Source organism: Cupriavidus sp. GW822-FHT02D05 (assembly GCF_058802485.1).
Map to the genome: position 1 here is coordinate 51,198 of NZ_JBXAOE010000009.1, position 23,216 is coordinate 74,413.

A 23,216-nucleotide genomic window follows, 5' to 3' on the forward strand; every position below is an offset into this window, starting at 1 on the left:
AGTGACACTCAGCGACGTATAACGCTTCATCTTGCTGCCCTCGCCAGAGGCCACAAAGAGGGTCGCCGAAAACTGTTGCCGCCAAGTCTAGGACCATCTGGTAGTCAGGGAGCCGCTGATGCTTCGCAGATGAAAAGAGACCGCGTCTCCGTGTATGAGGTACGCGGTCTCAAGGGCAGCACCATTCGAGCCGAAACCCGTAAGTCTAACTAAGCGCCTACGTCCAGCGCAGTGTCGGCGAGGCCTGTGGCGGGCATTTAGAAGATATGACGCACGCCCCCAGCGATGCCGAGCTGATTGCTTTTTCCGGGAAGTTCGGTCGTAGCGCCACCAGATACCTTGTTGAAGTCAACGGTCCCATAAATCTGGGTTCGCTTCGACAGAGAGTACTCCAACAGTGCGACAGCCGTATAGCGCTTACCGCTGTTGTCGGCGATACCGTTCTTGTTCCCAATGCTATCGAAGTAGAACGCCCCTGTTAGCGCCAACGCTGGGGTGGCCCTGTAAGTAACACCAGCGTACCCAATGCGGTCTTCTCGCGGGTTGGCGACAGCGGCACTCGTTGACACAACGATATTGCGTGAGGATGCGTTCATGTAGTTGTTGTCAATCGCTCCTGTGCGGTCCTTTCCTCCGATGTACCCCAGGAAGAGCTTCGCACTGCCGACGGAGTACTTGGTGCCGAGGCTCCACATCTGCTGACGATTGCCGCTGGAATCCCGGAATTCCTGGTAGAGAGCGCCAACGCCGACCGAGCCAAAGTCATAGGTGGTACGACCGCCCCAATATTGATTGGAAGTCAGGCTCCCGGGCGTCTCGCCAAAGCCGTAGCTCGCGCCCACCCCTAGCGCGCCAAACTTCGCGTCATAACTGGCAACGTTGTTGCTACGGATACGGGTGAGGAAAAACGGCCAGGAATTCAGGTTGTAGTTGCCGATGGTCAGTGGGTCATACTCAACGAAGAAGTTGAACCCTTCGGTATTCTGCCGACCCAGCTTAAGCGTTCCAACGGAACTTGAAAGGCCGACAAAAGCCTTGCGTCCAAACAGACTGCCGTTTTGGTTTGCCGTGCCTGTGTCAGGGTCGAAGCCGTTTTCGAGCTGAAACAGGGCCTTCAGGCCGCCCCCTAGGTCTTCAGTTCCGCGAAGACCCCAGCGGCTGTTCGTGATTGCACCGTTGGTCAGCTCCAGTTTGCCGTTGTTAGCTGCATTGGCGTTCGTCGTGTACCTGACGCTCTGGTCCACGATGCCATAGAGCGTGACGTTCGACTGAGCGAAGGCGGCAGCAGGAATCAAGGCGAGTTGGGACGCAAGAATGAGGGCAGCATTACATATATTTCGCTTCATGGCTCGTGTCTATTGATGTCTTTGTAGTAGGAGGTGTTGAGGTAGTGAGGTCAGCTCATTCCGGCTTGAAGCCGGAGGCCCTCAGCACGGGAGCCCATTGCGCGAGGTCGTCGGCTTGGGTCTTGCGGAACGCCGAACTGGACTGGTACGCGGCCTGAATCATCTGGGAGTTAAGTTTCTCGACAAGTGCAGGGTCAGCCATCACCTTGCCCGCGGCACGGTCGATTTGGTCGACAATGCTCGACGGCACTTTTGAGGAGACATACAGTCCGGTCCAGCCTTCGAGATTGACGCCCTTAACGCCTTGTTCGCCAAGCGACGGAATATCGGAGGCCAGCCCATATCGGGTGCTTGTCAGCGTCGCCAGAATGCGAATCTTTCCACCCCGATGATGAGGAATCTGGTCGACGATGGTGTCGATGCCTGCGGCAACGTGTCCGCCAGCAAGGTCATTGACTAGCGGCGCCCCTCCTTTGTATGCGACATGGACCCACGCTATGCCCATCGCCTTGCCGAGTACAAGGCCAGAGAAGTGACCGAAGCCGCCAGCACCGGAGCTGCCATAGGTCGCCTCGTTCGGATGGTCCTTCATCCAAGTCCTGAGGTCTGCCAAGCTCTTGACTGCCGAGCTCCCCGGGACGGCGATGGTGAACGGGTAGGAAATAAGCCGGGAGACGGGTGTGAAATCCTCGCTCACCCTGTAGGTCAGGGAGTCAGCGTAAATGAGCGATTGCAGTGTCGTCAACGCGTTGGGCGCGACAAGAATTACGCTTCCGTCGTTTGGCGCTGCCTTGAGGTACGCGGCTCCAATTCGGCCGCCCGCGCCAGGTCTGTTCTCGACTATCACTGTTGTCTTGAGCAGCTTCTGCAGAGGCTCTGCGATAGAGCGTGCAACGTAGTCAACGCTTCCACCTGGAGGATATCCAACGACGAGGCGAACGACTGGGGGAAGCTTTTCTTCGGCTGCGACCGAGAAGCTCAGCAGACAAAGGGCTGCCACCGCTGAGATACTTGAAATGCGCTTTATAGCCATAATCACCGTTACTCCGTAGTCAATAGAGGATTCAGACTGCGGCGTTAGTGTGTGTTGGGCTAGAAGGCATCACCATGCGTCGATGGTAATCGCGATTGCAATCCTCAATCAAATCGATCTGTCGTTGCAGCGACGGTAAGCCGCGCCACTCAAAAAATGCACCCGGCTCGTGCATGGCGCTCGCAAAGCATGCTGCTTGGCATTAATTTAGTGCGCATATAGATTAGACCGTAGTCACGATGTTATAAGCAATCTATACGTGAAAAATAATTATAGTAAGAAGTAATCTGCGTCGGTAGCGGAATTCTATGAAATCTTTGACACGAGAGAAGCGCGCGGTTCGTGCTGCGCTACATGATGAGGCGCCGAAAGCGGGTCGGTGAATCGCGCCTGGAGGGAGCTGAGCGCCACGGGTGCCACGTGTCTCAAGATAGGAATTCGCATTCGAATTGCGTGTGGCAACACACCAACACTAGGGGATACTTCCAATTTCCAACCGACGGGACACGAACATGGCGGTTAGCAATTCGACAACGTCGTTGTCAAGCCGGGGGCAGAGGTGACGGCGTACACACCGGTCCGCGAAGCATCCACCTGGTTAAGTTTCCATGCAAAGTGAGGGGTCGGCCAGCCGTCGCTCGAGCACGATTGCCTAAGGTAATCGCGATTTCTTTCATGCGGTATGAATATGAGGACCGGCGTAACAAACTTGTGTGGCGCCACAACGCAATTTCGGTGCCCCGGAAGGGAAGCCACGCGATGGTCAATATCATCGACGTATTCCAATTCACAGCGTGCTGGAAACGCGCGCGCGGGGCAGCTGGTCCCTAACGAAACATTCATGAGCTGAAGAAATGAGAAGTATGGAAGGTAGAGCAAAGGTGGAGGTCAAGCCATGGAAGCTCATTCTGGCGGCGACTATTGGTAATGCCCTTGAGTGGTACGACTTTATCGTTTACGGATTTCTCGCGGCCACGCTGAGTCGCCTATTCTTCCCGGAGAGTGAACCAAAGGCGGCGCTTCTTCTGGGTACCCTGAGCATTGGCATCGGCTTCATTGCGCGGCCCCTGGGGGCCGTCGTATTAGGCGTCTATGCCGACAAGGTGGGTCGCAAGCCCGCGATGACGCTGGTTATCCTGCTGATGTTCATTTCGACGGCGATGATTGCCTTTGCGCCAACGTATCCCCAGGTTGGAATCTGGGCCACGGTACTTATCGCCTGTGCCAGGTTGTTGCAAGGCTTTTCGGCAGGCGGTGAGTTCGGGAGCGCCACGTCTTACCTTATCGAGTTCGCCCCAGCTAACCGGAAAGGCTTCTATGGAAGCTGGCAAATGTTCGCGCAAGCATCCGGCGCGCTGCTCTCCACGCTCGTTGGCGCGCTGCTGTTTGAGGTCTATACCCAGACGGAGATTGACAACTGGGCGTGGCGACTTCCGTTCCTGCTTGGGTTGCTCATAGGGCCTGTGGGACTCTACATTCGCCGCCATCTGGACGAGCCAACTGAATTCTCCGCCGCAAAGCGTGAGTCGGTGGGATTCAGCGTGTTGTGGCGTTCGTACTCCCCGCAGCTGATTGCCGGCACCGCTGTAAGTGCTGCCATCAATGTGATGTCCTACGTGATCGTGACATACCTTCCTCTCTATGCTAAGCAGTCGCTTGGAATGAAGGAAGGCGATGCATTCGTAGTGCTTCTCGTGGCTGTCGCACTCCGGATGGCGTTGATTCCGGTGTTTGGCATCATGTCCGACAGGGTAGGGCGTAGGGCGGTTCTCATCACTTCGCTGTTGGCGTTCTCGGCCACTATCTATCCAGCCTACAGTTATGTCATTGCACATCCAAGCGTTACGGCATTGCTGTTTGTCGAATGCTGGTTTGCTGTGTTGATTGCGGCAGCGTACGCGCCGTGTCCGACGTACTTGTCGGAGCTTTTTCCGGTCAAGGTCCGGGCAACGGGCCTATCGATCGCCTATAATATCGCCGCGACGGTGTTTGGAGGTTTTTCAATTTTCGTCGTTATGTACATTCATCAACAGACCGGCAGCCAACTGGCGCCCGCGCACTATGCCGTTGCGTTCTTTGTTCTGGCGCTTGTTGCTGTGTTATTTGTCGGTGCCACAGAGGCAGAGAGTGAGATAGCGGGGGCGAGCGGCCAAACATCATAGCGGCCACTTGTGGCGTCGGGTCTCAATCTCTGAGCATCGAAGCATTGCGCAGGCGAAGTGCAATTGGCTTCCGTGAGCTCCACGCCGCTGCTTCCTGTCGGCCCGACCGCGAAGTGCTCGTAACTCAGATGTGATGCGTAGAAGGGAGTGCTTTGAAGTGTGTACTGGGCTAGGTCTTTCCGGAGTCAACCTGCGCTTGCCCCCGTGAAACGAATCCCTTGCTGAGTGTGTAAACTCGAACAAGGGGAGAAGCGATGACGGTTAAAAAATCGGGCGCAGTACACGCTCGAATTCAAACTGGAAGCGGTGCGATTGGTGAAGAGGGGTCAAAGCCAAGCGACGGTGTCGGCGACGCTGTGTGGTACAGCGGACCCTTCACAACTGGGTCAAAGCGGACCGGGAAGGCAAACTGGTCGGGGCTGGGTCGAAGCCGGTCTGTCCAGAACAGATGGAACTGGCGAGGTTGAGTGTGGAGGTGGCTCGCTTGAAGATGGAGCGCGATATTTTAAAAAAGCGACTTGGCGAAGGAGTCGATTTGAAGTGCGCGGTCATTGACCGGAACCGACACCACTGGCCAGTCGCAGTCCTGTGTGAAGCGCTGGAAATCAGCCCGAGTGGATATCGGCAGTGCAGCGGCGGCGACAAGGCGCCCAGAGCTTGTATTAGCAACGATGCTCTGTTTGCACACATCAAGGCGATTTACGCGCAGGTCAACGGCGAATACGGCTGGCCGCGCGTGTGGATGGAACTCGCCGCCGTGTGCGCGTAGGCACGGAGCGTGTTCGCAAGCTGATGGCGCAGCATAGCATCCGTGCGAAGCACAAGCGCAAGTACATCGCGACGACGAACTCGAATCACAATCTGCCGGTAGCGCCGAACCTGCCGGAGCGCAACTTCGCGGCAACGGCACCGAACCAAGTCTGGACGAGCGACATTATCGAACGAGACCAGGCGCATTGCCGTGGCGGTGACGATCCACAGCATGTCGGTGGCATTCTGCCAATAGTCCAGATAGGCTCGATCGGAAGATCCGCTGATGGGAAACGGCACTCGTTACGCAGTTCGTGCATGTTTGCTTCCTGCCGCTACTGCGACGCTCCAATGATGGCGGCTTCCGCGGCGATACGGCAGTCGGAGTTGCGGGAAAGCGGCTCGCGGCGATGGGTCGGCGTGGATTCGTTCAGCGCCGCCGAGGGACCATGCCAAGGCATCCGGCGGCGCTACGTGTAGCTTAAAGCGCGGCGTCCTTGAGCTTCTTCAGCGGGCGAACCTTTACCTTGACGGTTGCCGGCTTGGCTGCGAACCACTGATCTTCGCCGGTGAACGGGTTCTTGCCGAAGCGCTTTTTAGTCGCCGGGACCTGGGTGGCCACGACCTTGAGCAGGCCGGGGAGGGTGAACTCGCCCGCGCCCTTCTTGTGCACGGCGCTCAGGACCGTGTTCTCCAGATGAGTCAATACGGTCTTCACGGTCTTGGCATCCAGCTCGGTCTTTGCGACCAGGTGGGCAAGCAGGCTGGATTTGTTGAATTTCTCCGCCAGTGGCTTGGCGACTGGCGCGGCGGCCGCTGCGGCGGCGGTTTTCTTGGCCGGTGCTACCTTCTTGGCCACAGGCGTGGCGCTCTTCGCGACAGGTTTTGCTTTGGTTGCCATATGGATGGGTGCTCGTTGTCTGTTAAGTGAGGCGCCAGCATGCCGACGGCATTGGCGCAGCGTGAAGGATAGCAAAGTCCTTGCAAGCTGTGACCCACTGTCGCATTTCCAACACTTCTGCAGGTTCGATCACGCGCTGGCGGCTATTCGATCATGGCAGCGATTCGGTCGCAGGTCCTTAAACTCACCAAGCCCAGCGGTTTGCTGACATCCTTGCTCGAGCGTCCCGCATGCAGCCGGCTACCGGCTGAATGGACTACGCAGGATCCGCGAGGCATGTAGGCCGCTTCGGACTCATTAGCCTTAAGCGCTGCGCACACGATTCTGCCGAGGCTGGCCTCCGTGATCGGCGTGCCACTGGTCAGCGAGAACACCAGATTCACGGAGAAGGGCGGGAGACACGGCATTCGAGCCATGCCGAAAGGATGGGCACGTCGAACGAGTCCAGATGCGTATGCGGGTGACACGCGTGCCATGCGCAGGATCACGCAGATCGGGCGGCGCGGCCACGGGCTGCAGGTCGGTCACCTGCGCAGCAGCTAGGCCCTCTGCTACCGTGACGCCAGTGCCGAAAAGGAAGCCGACGATGGCCGTGCTGCGGAGCGTTGCGAGATTGTCGCCGGCGTGCGGCTGCCGATGGGCCTGCAGCTGGGCATCTGCGTCTTCCGGGATGAAAGATCGGCGGGGGATCGTCTTGTGACCATTCTCCATGGCGCTCCAGATTCTCGGCAGGGTCGCTGTGTCGCACACTGATGGCCACCAACTTGCTGCACAGCATGTCGAGCAGTTTCAACTTTCGCATGCGGGTGGCGGAGGTGTAGTTGGCCTTTGGTTCCAGTCAGAAGGCACCGATGTGGCCCGAGCCGAAGGTGCGAGGGTCGCGTCGATCGCGATGCTGTCATTGCGAAAAGGACAGAGCCAATCTGACGCAACTCCCAAATCCAATCGGCTATTTTGTTTTCAGAGTAACCAGGCATAACCACCCATATCTGGTGACTTATCTCAGATAAGAATCCATATTTGGAGGATTACGGACGACCGCAATCTTGACGAAGCGAGCCGGTGCACAGGTGGCCAATTCGCGATCCGATGCGCCCACGCTTCGATGCACGAGAAGGAACGAGACTTGCCTCCTCCCTATTCAGTCGAGTATCTATCTTGGGCCGACGGACGATGTCTCTCGCGTCGGCGCCTTCCTCCATTGGAGGAGCCGACAAGGTGCGGCGCGCGGCCCCGGGCGCTGGAAGATGGTACTGAGAGGACCCAAGGCCTCCCGTATTTGACTGGGTGCACGTGGCTCGCGCCGCGGAAGATCTACCAAGCGATTCACCGCCAGAACATGTTGGGTGTTTGCGGGAGCGCTGTCGAAGCGTGAGAACTGAAATGGCGGTCACCTTGCCTATGTCCTCCAAGCTCTAGCGGGAATGGACTTGACAATGCTGGTCGTCCCAAAGGATCACGTGCCTCCTCTTGAGCGCGCCGTATTTCATGCTGCGCGTGAGTCTCAGGCGTACGAAGTGGCGGCCCAGGGATCCGGAATGGGACTTCAAATTCCGCCAGCCATCGTAAACGGGCGAGCAGATCCGATTGAGGAGCTTTGGTGATGGCACCCGATGCCCCGGGCTATGCAATGGAGTGTGCCTGCCAGGCATACGTGAGCCGGCATAGGAAGGCCGTACGTGGCCGCCGGGTGCGATTGGGGCCAATCCTGCAAGCGCTGCGCTATTCAATGTCTTGGGTCGGACAAAGGGCAGGTGGGGGCCAGAGCTTGCGAGGGCCGTACCAGGAGCGCGGGACTCACGCATGGCTGATCGCACGTCACGAACTTGTCACTTCGTATGCGTATTCTCCAACTTATTCCGACGATTTATGCTGTAGAAATCACCTGAAGTTCAAGCGATCGCGCAATAGAAGATGACAGGCAACCCGGCATCGGTCAGTGTGCTTGCGCTGGCGGGATGCCTGATCGGTTTGGGCGCTCTGACCGCGATGGAATCGGCGCGCGCGCAGTCGACCGTGTCGTCGGGTACACGGCCTACGGTGCCTGTCGCCGGGGAGAGCACAAAGCTCTTCGATTTCGATATTCCGGTGCAGCCCCTCGATGCAGCGCTGAACCGATATGCCGATGTCACCGGGCACCCGGCTCTCTTTCCCAGCGATATTGTTGAGGGGCGCATGTCGTCGGCAGTGCGGGGCCGCTATTCTGCCGAAGCATCGATGCGCCTTCTGCTGGATGGCACGGGGCTGGTTGCCGACAAGCGCAATTCGGGCCTGGGCCAGACCTTCGTGCTTAAGAAGGCGGACGAAAAGGCCGGCGGGCAACGGGGCGGCATGGCTGCCCTGTTCAGCGCGCAGGGCTACGCTGGACTGGCGCAGGCGCGCATCTGGCAGGCTTTGTGTTCCAATACGCGAACCGCGCCGGGCAGTTACAGCGCGTTGTTGCGCTTCCATTTGGACGCGGACGGCAGCATCCAGGGGGCGCGCCTGCTTGGCTCTAGCGGCGACGCTCGCCGTGATTCCGCATTGCTGGATGCCTTGCGACGTGTGCATATCGAGCGGTCTGCGCCGCCGGCAATCGCGCATCAGCCCCTGACTATGGTGATTCGACCGACCGATCCGGCAGCCGGGCCGCAATGCGGCCAGGATATTAGCGAGTTCTGACCATGTCCGAAGACTCACAACTCATGCTGCTGGACTATCTGGGCAAGAGCTACGGTAATCTCAAGGCACGCCTGACCAGGCTGCTTGGCAATGACGACGCGGCCGGCGATGCGCTACATGACACCTGGTTGCGTCTGAAGGGAAAGGAGAACTACGGTCCGATCCAGAATCCGGGCGCCTACCTGCTGCGCATGGCGGTCAACGCAGCGGTGGACGTCCAGCGCAGGCAGAGCCGTTCGTTGTCGGGCGACGAGGTTGACGGGCTGTTGGAAGAGATGGCCGACCCGGCTCCCAACCCTGCGGAAGTCGCCGAGGCTCGCTCCGACCTGGATGCGCTGATGAGGCTGCTGGATCGCATGCCGGAGCGTCGCCGGGCGTTGGCGTTGCTGGTGCATTCAGAGGGCGTCACCCAGAAGGAAGCTGCCCAGCGTTTGGGTGTGTCTCTACGGACGGTGGAATATGAACTGAAGCGCATTCACGAATCCCTGGATGCGTGCATGACTGTCGGGAAGAAATAATGCGGGTTTTACGTACCGCCATTCGTCATCAATTATGAGAACAGAAGAAATAGGGAACCCTGCCCGCAGACTGCGCTACGGGTGCCGCTAAAGTCTGGACGTCGGACATGACATGACGAAGACATCGACGCACATGGAAGGCCACACTGTGTCGCTTGCCGAACTGGAAGCGCAGGCGTGGAGCTGGCTGCGCCTGCTGACCTCGGGCGATGCGAAGGCCTTGGACGCCCAGAGATTCCGTCGCTGGGTGCAGGCCAGCCCGGCGCACCAGGCGGCCTATAGCACGGTCAAGCTCCGCTGGGACGCGATCGAGGCGCCAGCCCGAGAACTGCAACGGCTCAAACCGGAAGCGGCCGTGTTGCACAAACGCGTTCCAGGCGCACCTCAATGGAGCCGCCGGGCTTTCCTGGGTGCGGCCGCGAGTGCGGCTGCTGCTGGCGGCGTCGCCGTGGTGTACCCACCGCTCGGCCTGTGGCCAGCGCTGGCGGAATGGGATGCCGACGACCAGACACGCGCGGGCGAGCAGCGTACGCTCATGCTGGCTGCCAGCGTGAGCGTCACGCTCAATACGCGGACCAGCGTGCGCCGTCAGATGAATGGTGGGGAAACGGTCGGGCTGGACCTGATCAATGGCGAGGCTGCCGTTGACCTGAATGGTGCGGGGCGCGTCTTTGCGGTGGCCGCTGGTGCCGGGAACAGTCTGGCCGAATCTGGGCAGTTCGAGGTAAGGAATCTGGACGGCAGGGTTTGCGTGACGTGCATCGAAGGGTCAGTGCGCGTGGAGCATCCCACCGGCAGCCGGACGCTGAAAGCCGGGCAGCAGACGATCTATGACGCTAAGGCGCTCAGTGGGGTGGGCAATGTCAACCTGGCGGATGTGTCGGCGTGGCGCAATGGCTTGCTCGTGTTCAACCAGACTAGGCTGTCCGACGTGCTGGAAGAGATCAATCGCTATCGGCCGGGCCGGGTGCTGCTGGTGAACGACAGCGTGCGCAACAAGCCGGTCAGCGGGCGTTTCGTCATCGCCTCGCTGGACGTGGCGCTGTGGCAGTTGCAGGAGGTGTTTGGGCTCAATGCCCGCGTCCTGCCGGGTGGGCTGCTGGTGTTGAGCTGAGGTCGGTTTTACGACGCAGAGACTTTCCGCCTGATTGTGCAATGTGCCCAGGCAACGTGTCGCGCGTTGCCTGTGTGCGGGGTGCCGGGACCGATCCCGAAGAAATCCGATCCGAAAAAAGTTTGCGGTTTTTGAGTGACGCTGTTCGTCCCTTAGACAGGGGGGCGTTTTGTCGCCGGCGCGAGTCGGTGGGCATGTGATGGCCCCAATGGACGTGAGCTACCCGACGCGAGGCGGGCAGGCGATTGGCATCGACTCAAACTTTCGGGCAGGAATTTCACATGAGCACAGGCGGACACAGAGGCGCGACGACGGCACCATCGCCGGGAATGCAAGAGGGACGGGCGTTCCGCATGGCACCGATCGCCGTGGCGCTGGTAGCCAGCGGGCTCGTCGCCGATGTGCATGCGCAGCAGGCTTTCAGCGGTGCCTGGTTCGCGGCCAAGGGCGCCGCGCAAAGCACGGCGGCGCAGACCGGCAGGCTACCCAACGGGACGCTGGCCTCGTCGTTGACCGGCCCGCAGGGACAGCAAGAACAGGCCAACGCGCAATTGCAGCGCTCCATCGCCAACCTCGGCGCGGCGGCGCAGGCCATCGCCGCCCAGCAGTCTGCGCAAGCCGCAGCCCGGCTGGCCGCCCTCAATGAGGCTTCGGTTCCGGATGGTCTCGCCGACGGCGGCCTCAAGGTCGACAGCAACAGCCTGACCGCCAGTTGGCTCAACGCCAAGGCCCCGGTGCAGACCGTCGCGGATGGCAGGACCACGGTGGCCATCCAGCAAACGGCCGACAAGGCGATCCTGAGCTGGGAGACCTTCAACGTCGGCAAAAGCACCACGGTGGCCTTCGCGCAGCAAAAGGACTGGGCTGTGCTCAACCGGGTCAACGACCCGCAGGCGCGGCCCAGCCAGATCCAGGGGCAGATCCAGGGCGACGGCACGGTGATGGTCGTCAACCGTAACGGCATCATCTTCAACGGCAGCAGCCAGGTCGACACCCGCAACCTGGTGGCCGCCGCAGCCAATATCAGCAACGACCAGTTCCAGAAGAACGGCATCTATGGACCCAACGCAACCACGCCGAGCTTTACCGACGCGCTGGGCAAGGTGCAGGTGCAGGCGGGGGCGCGGATTTCGGCGCGTGAGCCGTCGCGCGTCACCGATGGCGGTGGCTACGTTATGCTGCTGGGCAGCGAAGTGAACAACGCCGGCGCGATCACCACACACCGGGGCCAGACCCAGTTGGCCGCCGGCGACAGCTTCATCATCCGCAAGGGCGCGGGGACCGAGGGCAACACCGCCTCGACCACGCGCGGCAATGAAATCGCACCGCAGTTCGCCGCCGATAGCACGGCCGGCAAGGTGGGCAACACCGGCTTGATCCTGGCCCGCGAAGGCGACATCACGCTGGCCGGGCGCGAGGTGCGGCAAGACGGCGTGGCCGTGGCCAGCACCACCGTGAACGCGCGCGGCACGATCCACCTGCTGAACTCGGCCAGCGATAAGCAGGGCAAGGTCACGCTGGGCCAGGGTGCCACCACCGCGATCCTGATCGAGGACGACGGCATGGCCCGTGCCTTGGACAGCCAGCGCGATGCGCTGATCAAGGATTCGGCGGATCAGGACAAGATACGTGCCCAGATGGCCGCCGGCGCCTTCGATAATCTCGCGCGCCTGCCCGATCGGCGCGACCAGTCGCGCATCGAGATCGTTTCAGGCGGCGACGTACTCCTCGACGGTAATTCGCTGACGCTCGCCACCGGTGGCCAGATCGCGGTCAGCGCGGCCAGGCGCAGCTTCGTGGCGGACAGGGCCCAGCTCGATGTCTCCGGCGCGGTGGGTGTGAGCCTGGCGATGGAAGCGAACAACGTCAAGATCAACGTGCAGGGCAACGAGCAGCGCGATGCGCCGGGTAACCGCGACAGCGGCAACCTGCTCAACGCGAACGTCTGGATCGACCGTCGCAGGTTGACCTACGTGCCTGCCGGCACCGGGGGATACGCGGGCGAGCGTTGGTACACGGCGGGCGGCCTGCTGGAAGTCGGGGGGTATCTGAACAACCAGGGCCACGGCATCGGGGAGTGGGCCGCGCAAGGCGGCACCATCGTGTTGGGCGGCAAGGAGGTCGTCACCCAGGCCGGCTCCAGCGTGAACCTGTCTGGCGGAAGCCTGAACGTGCAGACCGGGTACCTGAACCAGACCTGGCTCAAAGGCAGCGACGGGCGGCTGTACAACGTCAACAGTGCGCCGGCGGACATCGTGTTCACCGGCGTGTACAAGGGTTTCGAGAGCGAGCATGCGCGCTGGGGCAAGAATACGACGGAGTATTACTACACACCGCTGATCGCGCCGCAGCGGCTGCTGGAGAACGGCTATACGGTGGGCCGGGATGCGGGCCAGCTGATCGTTAGCGCGCCGACGGCGGTGCTCGAAGGCGACATCGTCGCCACCGTCTTCAATGGCGCGCAGCAGACGCGTGCCGCCTCGGCCGGCGTGACGGATGCTTACAAGCAGAGCCAGAGCGCGGTGGCCCGCGCGGGCAGCCTGGCGCTGGGGCAGTATGGCGCGTTGGGGCGCACCAATGCATTCAGCAGCGATGTGAAGATTGGCAATATCGACAGCATCACGTCGAATATGGCGGTGACCGATGCGCTGGAAGCGACACGATTGAGTACGGTGTGGCTGGACGCAGCTCGTCTCAACGGGCAACAGCTCGGCGGGCTGGACCTCGCAACCCGCGGCCAGGTCGCGGTAGATGCCCCGCTCGTCCTCGCCAATGGCGGACGGCTCTCAATCACCTCTCCCGTCACCAGCATCAATGCGGATATCACCGCGCGTGGCGGCCAGGTGGCCGTCGGCAACCTCTTCCAGGCCAGTAGCCCCGAAGTACTGCTGACGCCGGACGGCCACGCGGGCGTGACGCTGGCTGCCGGAAGAACCATCGATGCGCGGGGACTGTGGACCAATGCGCAGCAAGGCCCGGCTGATCTGTCCCGCCTGGCTTACCTGGACGGCGGCAGCGTTACGCTTGGCTCGACGCAGGACGTAACGCTCAGCGCGGGCAGCCTGATCGATGTGTCGTCGGGTGCGGCGATTCTGGCCAACGGCAAGATCAAGGGCGGCAAGGGCGGCGATGTGAAACTGAGTGCCGATGACGGGGGCAACGGGGCGGGCACGCTGACGCTGAGTGGGGACATCAGAGGCTATGGCGTCAATGGCGGCGGCACGCTCACCATCGGCGCCGGGCCAGCCATCGCCATTGGCGGCACGGTGCTTGAGACCAACGGCACGCTCGGGGTGGGCGAGGCGGCCGTGGTTAATCTCGTCACTACCGAGGCGTTCACCGTCAAGGCTGGCGATGTCCTGCCGATCACTTATCAATACGCCAAGACCGTTTCGCTGCCGGGCGAGGCTGTTGGCGGAGCTCCCAATTTCTCCGAAAGCCATCCGGTTGTGCTGGCACAGGACTGGACTCCACCGCCCGCGACCAGTAACTTCTATGGTTTGATGGTCGACGGGGTCTATACGCCGGTATATCCCTGGTCGCAGCCGTCATTTGGCGCCGGCTCGGTCATCACCGCGATCTATTCTCCAAGTGAGTTTCCGGCCAGCTATGTTGTTCCTGCCAGCATATTTCCGAATGGCATACCCATTCAGCCTGTTCAGGTGGTGATAGCTGCCGGAAAAATCGCGCCGAAAGACGCCACGTTTGCCGCTGGAACGCAACTCGCGGCGGGGACGAGACTGCCGCAGGCGGTCAAGGTCCAGCCTGTTCAGTATCTGGACACATCTCTCTTTCAGAAAGGCTTTTCCAGCTACTCAATCGACGGTCATCAAAGCCTTGCCGTCACGGCAGGCACGAAGATCGATGCAGCGATGCCAGTCTATCGACTGTCGGCGGCGGCATCCGGTGTGGCTACGGGGGCTGATCCGTCCGCCGTTTTCGAACTCTGGACGCCGCCGCAGTATCAGGAAGACCCCGTTGCCGGCAAACTGACTCAGCGCGCGGGCGCCGATGTTGCGCTCAAGTCGAATGCCGCCATGGTCGGTGGCGTAGGCAGCGTCAACATCGGCACGGGTGCGTCGATCACCGTTGACCCCGGCCGTCGCATCGTGGTCGAAAGCCCGGGTCAGATCACGATCGACGGCAGGCTGCAAGCGGGTGGCGGCGCGATCGATGTCATCCAGGCAAATACGGCCGCGGGGGAAAGTGCTCCGGCCGGTTCGACGCCGGGACAGCGCTCGATCCTTATCGGTGATCATGCGGTGCTGGATGTGGCCGCGCGCGCCGTGACGGCAACGGACCGCGAGGGCTTGCGTTACGGCATCGCGCCCGATGGCGGCAGCATCACCATTGGCGCGCCGACTAGGCGCGAGAATGGGGGCGGCATCGCCCAGGCGGCCGAGGCCTTCATTGTGATCCGGCCGGGCGCGGTGCTCGACGCCAGCGGCACGAGCGCCATGATCGATCTGCCCATCGGATCGACCCCGGGAAGTCAGTCCCACCCGCTCGCGCTGGCCAGCAACGGTGGTACCATCGCGCTCAATTCGTTCAATGGCCTATACCTCGACGGCACGATGAAGGCGGCTGTCGGCGGCGCAGGCGCCCGGGGCGGCACGCTGATTCTGACGCTGGAAACGGCGCGTTATAAGTCCAGCGATACCGTTCCGCTGATACCCGACGATGTGCGCTTCGTGCGCGAACTGGTCATCGGGCAGGACCACGTCGCCAGCGGCTCCGACCATCCGCTGCAGATTGGCACCGCGCGTATCAGCGCGGAACAGATCAAGTCCGGTGGCTTCGACAGTCTCTCGGCCTATGCCGACATCGTGCGCTTCGATGGCAATGTCGATCTGGCGCTTGGCCGCAATATCGAGCTCTACCACTCGGCGCTGGTCACGGACGGCTCCGCGGTGTCCGTTCGGCTTGCCGCGCCGCACGTCGCATTTCGGGAAGCGCCGGGCAAACCGATCACCGGGAGCTCGGTCTATCCGAAGGCGCAGGGCAATCTGCCCGCCATCACGCCCTCCACTCGGGTGGGCAGCGCAAAGCTGCTGGTCGATGCCGACCTGATCGACATCCATGCGCTGCAGCTCGGCGGTGCCATGGGCTCCGTGCCATTGCTGGGCGGCTCGCGCACCTTCGACTACGCCGGCTTTGACGGCGCAACATTGAACAGCCGGGGCGATATCCGGGTGATCGGCAATCTCGTCGGCAGCCGCACGCTGGATCTCAACGCCGCGCAGATCTATCCGATCAGCAGCGCCAATGGCACGATCTCCTCTCCGGGCTCGATCATCATGGCCCGGGATGCTGTGCGTATTGGCCGTACCGGTGACGCGCTGCCGGCCCTACCCGGGTCGGTATTCGGCGGCCTTACTATTTACGCGAAGGAAATCGAGCAGGGTGGCGTGCTGCGTGCCCCGCTGGGTTCGATCACGCTCGGCACGACGTCAAGCAGCGGTACGCTCAAACCGCCGGTTACCGAGAAGATCGACCTGCTGCCCGGCAGTATCACCTCGGTCAGCGCCAACGGTCTGGTGCTGCCCTATGGCGGTACCGTGGACGGCATCACCTATTCGCACAGCGGCAATGCGCTGAGCGGATCGCTGAATTTCAACGCCGGCGTCACACTGGCAGGCAAGGCGTTCGACGTGCGGCAAGGCGCTACGATCGACCTGTCCGGCGGTGGCGAATTGCTGGGTTCGGGATTCGTCAGTGGACGCGGCGGCTCGGTCGACGTGCTGACTACGCCGCTGGCCAATGCCGGGCCGGGCTATGGGTTCAGTGCGGCCGGAAACAAGGTCTATGCCATCGTGCCGGGGGCACAGCCGGGCGTCGCCCCGATCGACGCCTCTGCGGGCGCCGCGCCCGGCGTCGGGCGGCAGATCACCGTGCCCGCTGGCGTACCAGGCTTGCCGGCGGGCACCTATACGCTGATGCCGGCGCGCTATGCGCTGCTACCCGGCGCTTATCGCGTGGAGGTCGGCGGGCAAGCGGCGTTGTCGACAGCGGGCGTTGCCACCATGTCCGCCGGCAACGGTTCCTGGCTTGTGTCGGGCTATCAGGGCATCGCCAATACCAGTTACCGTGATGCGCAGCCGACGCAGCTGATGGTGACGCCCGGCCAGACGGTGCGAGCCCATTCGCAATACAACGAGACCAGCTATGCCAACTTCCTGATCGCCGATGCGGCTCGATCGGGAGCATTGCGCCCGATACTGCCGGTGGATGCCAAGTCGTTGATCCTGTCATATGCCGAGCAGCCGGGTGCCGGGCCAGCACTCAGTTTCAAGGGCCATGCCCTGTATACTCCGGGCCGGGGTGGCTACGGTGGCATGCTAAGCGTTGCGACGACTGGAAGCGGAAGTATTGAAATCAAGTCTTCGGGAGCCCCTTCTGCCGCGGATCGCATTTCGTTATCGGCAGACGACCTCAACGCCGTCGGTGCGGATCGCATGATGATTGGCAACGTCGTCCAATTTCAAAATACGATTACGTTGTTCGGCGGCGCCAAAGGCATCGTCGTTCGCAATGGCGTTGTGCTTGAGGCCCCCGAGATATTCTTGGCTGCGGGCGTTGATGGCGTGACCGTGGAAGACGGCGCGCGGATCAGTACCCTTGGACGAGGGAGTGCGACTCCTTTTCCTACGGCGGATGGCTACCGCTATTTTGCCAATCGCGCGACCGGCGCCCTGATCTTGTCGAATGGCTTTGTCGACCTGGTGTCGCAAGCCAGCGATACCTCGTCTAGCATCACGGTGGGCAAGGCCGAGTTGTATACGGAAGGCACGTTGGGCTTTGTGGTCAGTGCGGCCGGCAAGCTGGTGCTCGATCCGGAGGCGCGCTACGGCGCCAGGTATTTGTCTGTGGCGGCCCCCAGCATCAATATCGGACAGCAGGCAGCAATCGATGCCGCCGCCGCCGCCCACGTGCTGCCCGACGGCCTGACCCTCAACCAGCAGGTGTTCGACGGCCTGCTCAGAGGCAATGCGGGGATCGGCATCCCAAAACTCGAAACCCTGATTCTGTCGGCGGGCGGTTCGGTCAACTTTCTCGGACCCGCCTCCTTCAACACCATCGATCCGGCTACCGGCAGGTCGAGCCTTGCCGAACTGGTGCTTAGCACGCCGGCCATCTATGGCCTGGGTGCCGTCGGCGACAAGGCGACGCTGACTACGGGAACGCTGTTCTGGAACGGCGTCAGCGATGGCAAGGCGCGGGACTCCATGTCTCAACCCGGCAGCCTGCCGCCGCCCAAGGTGGTAGCCGGCGGTCCTAGTACCGGTGCCGGCACGCTAGACCTCGTGGCCGACGAAATTGTCTTTGGCTATCCCAGGTTCACGCAGCCCGATACGCAGCTCACGCTGGACCGGCTGGCGCTGGGCTTCGCTACGGTCAACCTGAATGCCCGCCAGCGCATTACCGCCAACAATCGCAACACCCTGGCGGTGTACCAGAGCGGCACCGATGCGGCCTCCTACGCGGGAGGCAACCTCAATCTGGTCACGCCGCTGCTGACCGGCGCTGCCGCGTCGATCAACCGCTACACGGCGGGCGGTGCCCTGACGGTGTCTGCGCCCGCGGGTACTGCCGCGGCGAGTACTGGCGTGCTGGGTGCGGAGATCGGCCTCAAGGGGCGGACGGTGACGCTCGACAGCGTGGTGTCGCTGCCCAGCGGCAAGCTTACCGTCGAGGCCGACGGCGATATCCGGTTGGGGGACACCGCGCACATCGATCTGGCGGGACGCGAGGTCAGCTTCTTCGACGTCCGCAAGTACAGCTGGGGCGGCGACCTGATCCTCTCCAGCGCGCATGGCAATATCGCCCAGGCATCCGGATCGGTGATCGACCTCTCGGCGAAGAACAATCGTGGCGGCTCGCTGTCCGCGGCTGCAACCGATGCGGCCGCGGGGGATGTGACGCTGGCCGGCGCCATCCTCGGCGCCGCCAGCGGCACCCATGACGCCGGCGGCACGCTGGTGCCGTATCCGGGTGCGACGATCGACGTGCGGGCCCAGGCTATTGGCGATTTCGCGGGGCTCAACCAGCGCCTCAACGGTAACGGTGTGCTCGGTGGCCGCAGCTTCCAGCTGAAGAGGGAGGGGCTCAACCTCGTCGTCGGCGATGAGATCAAGGCCAACAGCATCAATGTGTCGGTCGATGGCGGTAGCCTGACGGTCAACGGCCGGGTCGATGCGAGCGGACCGCAGGTGGGCACGATCCGGCTGGCTGCGCGCGACGGCCTGACCCTGACGTCCAACGCCGTGCTCGATGCGCATGGCACTCAGTTGCGCGTGGACAGCTACGGCCAGCCGATCGATGCGCCCAACCGGGCGATCGTCGATCTTACGGCCGGCAAGAACCCTGTCACCGGCTTGCCAGGCTGGCTGCGAATCGCCTCCGGCGCGACGATCGATGTGCGTGCGGCGGATGGCGTCGCGCGCGGTACGGTCAGTCTGAATGCACCGCGCCTTGATGGGAGTGATGGCGACATCGCTGTCGACGCGGCCGGACCTGTCTTCATCGACGGTGCGAAGAGCGTCGCGGTGAACGGCTTCCGGCGCTACATCGACGCGCCGCCAGGGACGCCTTCGGCTGACGGCCGTCCGGTCCAGGTGATTACGCAGGCCTACTTGGACGGCATCGATGCGGACAGCAGGGCTTTCATCGGCGCCGCCTGGAGCAATGCCGGTCTGCAAGGGCGCTTGGCCGGACTCAGGGCCTACGGCGCGGCTTACCATCTGCGTCCCGGTGTGGAGATCGCCAGCGCCATGGCCAATGGCAGCCTGGTGGTCGATGGCGATCTTGATTTCTCGGGCTACCGCTATGGTCCGGGTGCGGATCCGTTCACGCGCGGCTCGGGCGAGCCGGGCGTCCTGACGCTGCGCGCCGGCGGTGACCTCACCATCAAGGGCAGTATCAATGATGGCTTTGCGCCGCCGCCGGAAACCGCAGATGATTACGGTTGGGTCGTTTCGCTGCGTGTCCGTCCAGGTGAAACGCTGCCGTCGCCTCTCTTGACCAGGGAAGCCAAGACGATTGAAATCGATTATGTCGTGCCCGACGGCGGTGTCATCGTCGACATCACCGAGAACGACTATTACGATCCCGGCATGACGGTACCGCGCGGCACCGTCACGAGCTATATCTCCATCGGAGCCGGATCGCCAAGTCCGATCACTATCTCATCGTCGGGCCCGCGCCCTGAGCCTGGCCGGCTCTGGGCGGTATCGCCAATGCTGCCGGCCGGATCTCAATCGTGGTCGATGCGCCTAGCGAGCGGCGCCGATGTCACGTCGGTGGATACGCGTGCGCTGCAGGCAACGAGGACGGGCAATCTGGTGCTCGACGATGAGCATTTCAGCGGGCCGACGAAGACTGCGAAGGCCATCAGTGTGGTGCGCACCGGTACTGGCGATCTCGATCTGCTGGCCGGAGGCGATGTCTCGATGAAGTCGCTGTTCGGCGTTTATACGGCGGGTACCCAGTCGGTGCCGGTGCTCGCGGCCGACGGCTCCAATCCGTACAACCAGCCGCGCGGGCGGCAGCCAGACGGCAGCGGCGCCAGCGTGCTGGGCCCCGATGGCAGTGGCTACGAAAGCCTTGTCGCTGGATCGTCCAGCCTTTATCAGGCGTGGTACCCGGAAAACGGGGGCAATCTGCTGTTGACGGCCCAGGGCAAGCTCACGGGCTTGACGGTGTTCAATTCTTCAAACGCCGATAGCCTTCTGCCTTCCAATGCCACAGGCAACTGGCTATGGCGGCAGGGTGCCGAGATATCCGGCCTGCCCACCGCCTGGTGGGTGAACTTTGGCACCTACGTGCTACCGCTGAATGGCAGCGGCGTGCCGCTGCCTTCCTATGCCGGCGGCGAGCCTCGGTTGGTCGGCTTCACTGGCTTCGGCGCCCTGGGTGGCGGCAATGTCGCCATCCGGACCGGGGGCGATGCCGGCGTGATCGACGGCATGGGTGATGACATCAAACCGGTCAGCCAGGGCTTGACGGTCGCCGCAGGCGGCACGGGCCGCGTTACCGCCGATGGCCGATTGATTCAGAGCGGCGGCGGGGACGTGAGCATCCGGATCGGCGGTGCGCTCAACCCGCTCGATCCCAACGTCAATCCTAGCAAGTACGGCGTATCAACGTTGGTACGCGGTAACACGCTGGCAGCTAACCTTAATGGCGTGCTGACCAATGTGCGCGGCGCCATCGAAGTGAGCGCCGGTTCCATCGGGCGCATCGATCTCGGCTATGGCATGAGCGCACCCTCGTACACGGCCGATCCACGCGCGCCCGATCCCAATGTGGCCAATGGCGGCCGCTCGAACGGCGGACCACTGGTGCTGGCGGGCGACACTGCCGTGTCCTTCACCTCGCGCGGCGATCTGGTGCTGTCGAGCGCCGAGGATCCCGGCCGCACGGCACAGCAGAACACCACGCCCTACAGCATCACGTCCAACGGCGTGACGATACCTTACAAGGGCGGCGGCTACAGCTGGTTCACGCTGTGGACCGATCGCACGGCGGTCGATCTGTTTGCCGCCGGCGGCAACCTCACGCCCACCACTGTCGGTGTGAATATCAACGACAACCGCCAAGGGGGGGACTATCCATCGATCCTGCGCGCCGCGGCGGCCGAAGGCAGTATCTACTACGGTGCCAAATTCTACGAAAACGGCTATGTGACCTCGCTGGCGCTGGCGCCGTCGCCGCGCGGGCAACTGGAAATTCTCGCGCGCAATTCGATCCAGACACTGGGCATGCCGATCAACATGTCGGGTGCCGGCATGGGCGTGCTGCCGACGCCGTTCAAGGCGGCCTTTATGGGTCCGACCGGGGTTGGCGGCGCGCTGTTCACGAACATCAGCGTGGATGGCGGCGGCCTTGACTATGGCTTGCCGCTCTACGCCTTCGGTCCCAATACGGTGACGGGCATTCTTCACGCCGGTGACTATGAGCCGCAGCGCTTCTATGCGGTCGATGGTGACATCATTGGGTTAAGAACCGGCGAGGTGCTGGATTTCACCAACAGCGGAAAACAGGTTTCGAACAAGCCGGTCAATCAGTGGAATGTCGCGGCCAAGCCGGTCTGGATCATGGCAGGGCGCGACATCGTGGGTGCCGGCGCACAACCTGACCACTACACTGACGGCAAGCCCTTCTATGCTAACGGCAACTATGGTGCGGCATCTTCGGGCAACCTCATCTACCACCCCGATGCCACCGATGTGTCATTGGTACGGGCAGGACGCGACATCCTTCAAGCCAACTTCCAGGTGGCGGGCCCAGGCACACTGGAGATCTCGGCAGGCCGCAATTTCTACCAGGGCGACAAGGGCTCGATCGCCAGCATCGGTCCGCTCGCCAGCGGGGACAGCCGTCCCGGCGCATCCATCGTGGCCATGGCCGGTGTCGGGTCCAATGGTCCGGACTATGCGGCGCTCAAACGCTACCTCGACCCCGCCAATCGGTTGCCAGCCGCCACGCCGTTGGACGGCTCGGGCAAGGTCGCCAGGACCTACGAAGGCGAATTGGCTGCATGGCTCAGGGAGCGCTACGGTTATGCTGGCACTGGTGCCGAGGCCCTGGCTTATTTCAATGCACTCGCACCCGAGCAGCAAAGCGTGTTCCTGCGTGAGGTCTACTACGCCGAACTGAAGGCCGGCGGGCGCGAGTACAACGATCCCGACAGCCGGCGCTATGGCAGCTACTTGCGCGGGCGCAACGCCATCGCGGCGCTGTTCCCCGAGCGCGATGCCCAGGGCGGCAAGATCGCGCGCACGGGGGATATCACGATGTTCGGCGGCTCAGGCATCCGCACGCTGTTCGGCGGCGACATCCAGATGCTGGCGCCGGCAGGCCAGATCGTCGCGGGCGTACAGGGCACGGTACCCCCGGCATCCTCTGGCATCGTCACGCAAGGCGCAGGCGACATCGATCTGTACTCCAAGGGCAGCGTGTTGCTGGGCCTGTCGCGCATCATGACCACCTTCGGCGGCAGCATCCTGGCATGGTCGGCCGAAGGCGACATCAATGCGGGGCGGGGCTCCAAGACGACGGTGGTCTACACGCCGCCCAAGCGGGTGTACGACGACTACGGCAACGTGAAGCTGTCTTCGCAGACGCCATCGTCGGGCGCCGGTATCGCCACGCTGGCGCCGATTGCCGACGTGCCGGCCGGCGATGTGGACCTGTACGCCCCGCTGGGCACCATCGATGCAGGCGAGGCGGGCATCCGGTTCTCGGGCAACATCAACCTGGCGGCGCTGCAGATCGTCAACGCGGCCAATATCGTGGGGCAGGGCAAGGCGACGGGCCTGCCGACGATCGCGGCGGTGAACGTCGGTGCGCTGACCAATGCGAGCTCGGCCGCGGCGCAGGCGGCGACGGCGGCGCAGGACGCAACGCAGCGCGATCGTGCAGCGGCCCGTCAGAATCTGCCATCCATCTTCACGGTGCGGGTACTGGGCTTTGGCAGCGAGCAATCGCCGCCCACTGAAGGCGAGCAGAGCAATGTGCCGCCGCGTTCCGGGCAGCTCCACATCCCCTACGACGCAACGAGTCCAGTGCAGTTCGTGGGCGTTGGCGGGGACTTCGATGTCAGGCAAGTAGCGCGCTTGACCGCGGAGCAGCGCCGCCAGTTGCAGCAAGACCGCTAGGGCGGGTATAGGACGTGGCTTTCCCGGCCTGTCGCCGCGCTCGCGAGGCAGGGCCGGGGATCGCTTCGCCCT

The 23,216-nt window shown here is 62.5% G+C and carries 8 protein-coding genes and 1 pseudogene; 6 read left to right on the forward strand and 3 right to left on the reverse strand.

Features of this window, described 5'->3' with window-relative positions:
• Positions 1 to 257: 257 nt before the first annotated feature.
• Positions 258 to 1,334 carry a porin gene (locus AC1RQK_RS13775; protein ID WP_492809525.1) on the reverse strand — a complete coding sequence of 359 codons (1,077 nt, stop codon included), beginning with the start codon at positions 1,332 to 1,334 and terminating at the stop codon, positions 258 to 260.
• A gap of 67 nt (positions 1,335 to 1,401) precedes the next feature.
• Positions 1,402 to 2,379 (reverse strand): Bug family tripartite tricarboxylate transporter substrate binding protein, encoded by a 978-nt coding sequence (locus AC1RQK_RS13780; protein ID WP_492809367.1) that lies wholly within the window; start codon positions 2,377 to 2,379, stop codon positions 1,402 to 1,404.
• A gap of 863 nt (positions 2,380 to 3,242) precedes the next feature.
• Here AC1RQK_RS13780 and AC1RQK_RS13785 point away from each other — a divergent pair.
• Positions 3,243 to 4,541 (forward strand): MFS transporter, encoded by a 1,299-nt coding sequence (locus tag AC1RQK_RS13785; RefSeq protein WP_492809368.1) that lies wholly within the window; start codon positions 3,243 to 3,245, stop codon positions 4,539 to 4,541.
• Positions 4,542 to 4,838: 297 nt separating this feature from the next.
• A pseudogene (locus tag AC1RQK_RS13790) lies at positions 4,839 to 5,477 on the forward strand (IS3 family transposase); the annotation flags it as partial.
• A 295-nt stretch (positions 5,478 to 5,772) separates the two neighbouring features.
• Here AC1RQK_RS13790 and AC1RQK_RS13795 read toward each other — a convergent pair.
• Entirely contained in the window at positions 5,773 to 6,192 is a 420-nt protein-coding gene (locus AC1RQK_RS13795; RefSeq protein WP_492809369.1) for an HU family DNA-binding protein, read from the reverse strand.
• 1,914 nt (positions 6,193 to 8,106) lie between these two features.
• On the opposite strand from AC1RQK_RS13795, the gene AC1RQK_RS13800 reads away from it, so the two are divergent.
• The 4 genes from AC1RQK_RS13800 to AC1RQK_RS13815 all read left to right on the forward strand — a co-directional run bounded on the left by AC1RQK_RS13800 (position 8,107) and on the right by AC1RQK_RS13815 (position 23,144).
• Positions 8,107 to 8,853: a TonB family protein gene (locus tag AC1RQK_RS13800; protein WP_492809370.1), complete on the forward strand. Its 747-nt coding sequence runs from the start codon at positions 8,107 to 8,109 to the stop codon at positions 8,851 to 8,853.
• Positions 8,854 to 8,855: 2 nt separating this feature from the next.
• Positions 8,856 to 9,371 (forward strand): RNA polymerase sigma factor, encoded by a 516-nt coding sequence (locus tag AC1RQK_RS13805; RefSeq protein ID WP_492809371.1) that lies wholly within the window; start codon positions 8,856 to 8,858, stop codon positions 9,369 to 9,371.
• A 112-nt stretch (positions 9,372 to 9,483) separates the two neighbouring features.
• Positions 9,484 to 10,485: a FecR family protein gene (locus AC1RQK_RS13810; RefSeq protein ID WP_492809372.1), complete on the forward strand. Its 1,002-nt coding sequence runs from the start codon at positions 9,484 to 9,486 to the stop codon at positions 10,483 to 10,485.
• A gap of 353 nt (positions 10,486 to 10,838) precedes the next feature.
• Positions 10,839 to 23,144 carry a filamentous hemagglutinin family protein gene (locus AC1RQK_RS13815; protein ID WP_492809373.1) on the forward strand — a complete coding sequence of 4,102 codons (12,306 nt, stop codon included), beginning with the start codon at positions 10,839 to 10,841 and terminating at the stop codon, positions 23,142 to 23,144.
• The last annotated feature ends 72 nt before the right edge of the window (positions 23,145 to 23,216 follow it).

What these genes read in the sequence shown, in the direction of transcription:
- AC1RQK_RS13780 (WP_492809367.1), bottom strand. Translation starts at nt 2,379, where the DNA reads ATGGCTATAAAGCGCATTTCAAGTATCTCAGCGGTGGCAGCCCTTTGT.
- AC1RQK_RS13785 (WP_492809368.1), top strand. Translation starts at nt 3,243, where the DNA reads ATGGAAGGTAGAGCAAAGGTGGAGGTCAAGCCATGGAAGCTCATTCTG.
- AC1RQK_RS13795 (WP_492809369.1), bottom strand. Translation starts at nt 6,192, where the DNA reads ATGGCAACCAAAGCAAAACCTGTCGCGAAGAGCGCCACGCCTGTGGCC.
- AC1RQK_RS13800 (WP_492809370.1), top strand. Translation starts at nt 8,107, where the DNA reads ATGACAGGCAACCCGGCATCGGTCAGTGTGCTTGCGCTGGCGGGATGC.
- AC1RQK_RS13805 (WP_492809371.1), top strand. Translation starts at nt 8,856, where the DNA reads ATGTCCGAAGACTCACAACTCATGCTGCTGGACTATCTGGGCAAGAGC.
- AC1RQK_RS13810 (WP_492809372.1), top strand. Translation starts at nt 9,484, where the DNA reads ATGACGAAGACATCGACGCACATGGAAGGCCACACTGTGTCGCTTGCC.
- AC1RQK_RS13815 (WP_492809373.1), top strand. Translation starts at nt 10,839, where the DNA reads ATGGCACCGATCGCCGTGGCGCTGGTAGCCAGCGGGCTCGTCGCCGAT.